The organism is Candidatus Erwinia dacicola, assembly GCF_001756855.1.
Taxonomy (GTDB): Bacteria; Pseudomonadota; Gammaproteobacteria; order Enterobacterales; family Enterobacteriaceae; genus Erwinia; species Erwinia dacicola.
In genome coordinates, this window is sequence record NZ_MAYS01000574.1 from 1 (window position 1) to 2,020 (window position 2,020).

At 55.4% G+C, this 2,020-nt stretch carries 2 protein-coding genes and 2 pseudogenes; 1 reads left to right on the forward strand and 3 read right to left on the reverse strand.

Translation table 11 applies throughout. The features are described from left to right. The first annotated feature begins 208 nt into the window (after positions 1 to 208). Positions 209 to 1,261 (forward strand): NAD(P)-dependent alcohol dehydrogenase, encoded by a 1,053-nt coding sequence (locus tag BBW68_RS14225; RefSeq protein ID WP_070135851.1) that lies wholly within the window; start codon positions 209 to 211, stop codon positions 1,259 to 1,261. A 77-nt stretch (positions 1,262 to 1,338) separates the two neighbouring features. Here BBW68_RS14225 and BBW68_RS14230 read toward each other — a convergent pair whose 3' ends face one another. The 3 genes and pseudogenes from BBW68_RS14230 to BBW68_RS17205 all read right to left on the reverse strand — a co-directional run. Continuing rightward, the gene (locus tag BBW68_RS14230) at positions 1,339 to 1,668 is read right to left on the reverse strand and encodes an MmcQ/YjbR family DNA-binding protein (protein WP_070135852.1); all 330 of its coding nucleotides are present in this window, start codon (positions 1,666 to 1,668) and stop codon (positions 1,339 to 1,341) included. Further along, a pseudogene (locus BBW68_RS17200) lies at positions 1,665 to 1,831 on the reverse strand (YjbQ family protein); the annotation flags it as partial. The gene BBW68_RS14230 and the pseudogene BBW68_RS17200, both read right to left, overlap by 4 nt. Beyond that, positions 1,828 to 2,020: pseudogene (locus BBW68_RS17205) on the reverse strand (DDE-type integrase/transposase/recombinase); the annotation flags it as partial. The pseudogenes BBW68_RS17200 and BBW68_RS17205, both read right to left, overlap by 4 nt.

Genomic DNA, 2,020 nt, shown 5'->3' on the forward strand with positions numbered 1-2,020 from the left:
AAGCCGATGGTGCTCACCATTCTGCCAAATTTACACCACGTCCCAAGACTCTGCCTTCCGGCAAGACTTAGCGAGTTTTGTATATACCCGTTACGCCGTTGAGTGACTATACTTAACCTTCATTTTTTTGCGGAGAAGGTCCGGTTTTCTTGCTGCCTTCTTCCGCCATCTCGGCCCTGCGCCACATCATCAACAATTGGAGAGACCAATGAATATTACGTATGCTTATGCCGCTCAGGACGCAAAATCTCCGCTGGCTCCGTTTGAATTCAAACCGCGCGAACTGCGTGAATATGATGTGCAGATTGAAGTGCTTTTCTGCGGCGTGTGCCACTCGGACCTGCACCAAGCACGTAATGAATGGCGTAACACTATCTTCCCGGTGGTGCCAGGCCATGAAATTGTTGGTCGTGTCACGGCGGTCGGCGCACACGGCCACAAATACAGAGTCGGCGACTTGGTCGGCGTTGGCTGCATGGTCGACTCATGTCGCACCTGCGACAGCTGTAAAGAGGATCTGGAGCAGTACTGCGAAGAGGGTTTCGTCGGCACCTATAACGGCGAAGACCGCATCAGCGGCTATATCACCTTCGGCGGCTACTCGACTCAGGTCGTGGTTCACGAAGATTTCGTGCTGCGCGTGCCGGAAAACCTCGACCCGGCTGGTGCCGCTCCGCTGCTGTGCGCGGGGATTACCACCTTCTCCCCGCTGCATCGCTGGGGCGTTGGCCCGGGTAAAAAAGTCGGTATTGTCGGTCTGGGCGGGCTGGGTCATATGGGCGTGAAAATTGCTCATGCGATGGGTGCGCACGTGGTGCTGTTCACCACCTCGCCGTCTAAAATTGAAGACGGCAAGCGCTTGGGCGCCGATGAAGTGGTGATCTCGAAAGATGCTGACCAGATGGCGCATCATGCCAACAGCTTCGACTTCATTCTCAACACAGTGGCGGCTCAACACGATCTCAATCCGTTCATCACCCTGCTGCGTCGCGATGGCACCATGACGCTGGTCGGTGCGCCGGAACACGATCATCCATCACCGCAGGTATTTAACCTAATCTTCAAACGCCGCAGCATTGCCGGATCGCTGATCGGTGGAATCAAGGAGACGCAGGATATGCTCGACTTCTGTGGTAAGCACAACATCATTTCCAATATAGAGATGATTAAGATCGATCAGATTAACGAGGCCTACGAGCGTATGCTGAAAAGCGATGTGAAGTACCGTTTCGTAATCGATATCGATTCACTGCGCGCATAAGCACGGCGTTCGTCTGTGAGTCTGGCAGACCGAAACAAAAGGTCCTCCCCTACAGGTTTCGTAGAGGTCAACCCGTGTCAGCCCTGTTTCTGGATCCGCTGCAGCGCCGCATCGACCAGATAATAGATCTGTGAATCTTTGAGCGAACCTTCGAGCAGCACGGTGTTCCAATGTGACGGATTCAGATGCGCGCTGGGATGCACATCGCTGTGCTGCTCGCGGATCAATTCCGCCAGCGCCGGGCTGCACTTCAGTGCCACTGCCGGGTGGACGTCAATCTCAATTTCGTGCACCATGGCAAACATCACATCATCGACCTTAATCTGCGTGGCTTTCCAGTCGCTGTGCACGCTCTGCTGCGCGCTAGGTTTGTTCATGCAGTAGGTGAACGACTCGGAAACCGTCATATAAAGGTGGCGACAATGCGCCGTTGCCCGCCGTGAATACGGTGTTCACCGAGATAATGCCCTGCTAGGTACCGAGCAGCAGGTGCCCGTGGCTGACCGGCAGCATCAACGAGGTGCTTAGCAGTGAGGACTTGATGTGGGCGGGCATATCGTCGCCCCCCATTCGGTCTTCAGGCTCCGGAAGAACCGCTCCATAGGGGCGTTATCCCAGCAGTTTCCCCGTCGACTCATACTCTGCTTTATCCTACAGCGCCAGAGCGCCTGCCGATATCTACGGCTGGTATAGGGGCTGCCCTGGTTGCTGTGGAACGCCACGTCTGTTGGCTTACCCCGAAGCTCCCAGGCCATCTGC